At 60.8% G+C, this 240-nt stretch carries 1 protein-coding gene; it reads right to left on the bottom strand.

Translation table 11 applies throughout. The features are described 5' to 3' along the window. The coding region (locus SCA31_RS25290) for an aminotransferase class I/II-fold pyridoxal phosphate-dependent enzyme (protein WP_410699683.1) at nt 1-240 on the bottom strand (240 nt) is incomplete at both ends.

The raw sequence follows: 240 nt of genomic DNA, 5'->3' as shown, positions 1-240 counted from the left end.
ATCCAGAGATCGTGGCGGACAGCGAGTTCCACGAGTTGGCGGGTGCTTTCTTCGCTGATGACGGCGCCCAGGGGATTCGACGGCGAGTTCAGCATGAGCACTTTGGTCCGCGGGGTGATCAGGGCTTCGATGTCCTCGATATGCGGCTGGAAATCATTGTGCGGGTAAAGCGGATACTGCACCGGGACGGCATGGAGCAGGCGGCTGGTCATGGCAAAAGTGGGATAGCCGGGGTTCGGG

Origin of the sequence: Chryseobacterium sp. SIMBA_028 (assembly GCF_046535285.1) — a bacterium.
Lineage (GTDB): Bacteria > Bacteroidota > Bacteroidia > Flavobacteriales > Weeksellaceae > Chryseobacterium.
Note: the sequence above shows the minus strand (reverse complement) of the source record. Positions and strands in the feature narration are given on the sequence as shown.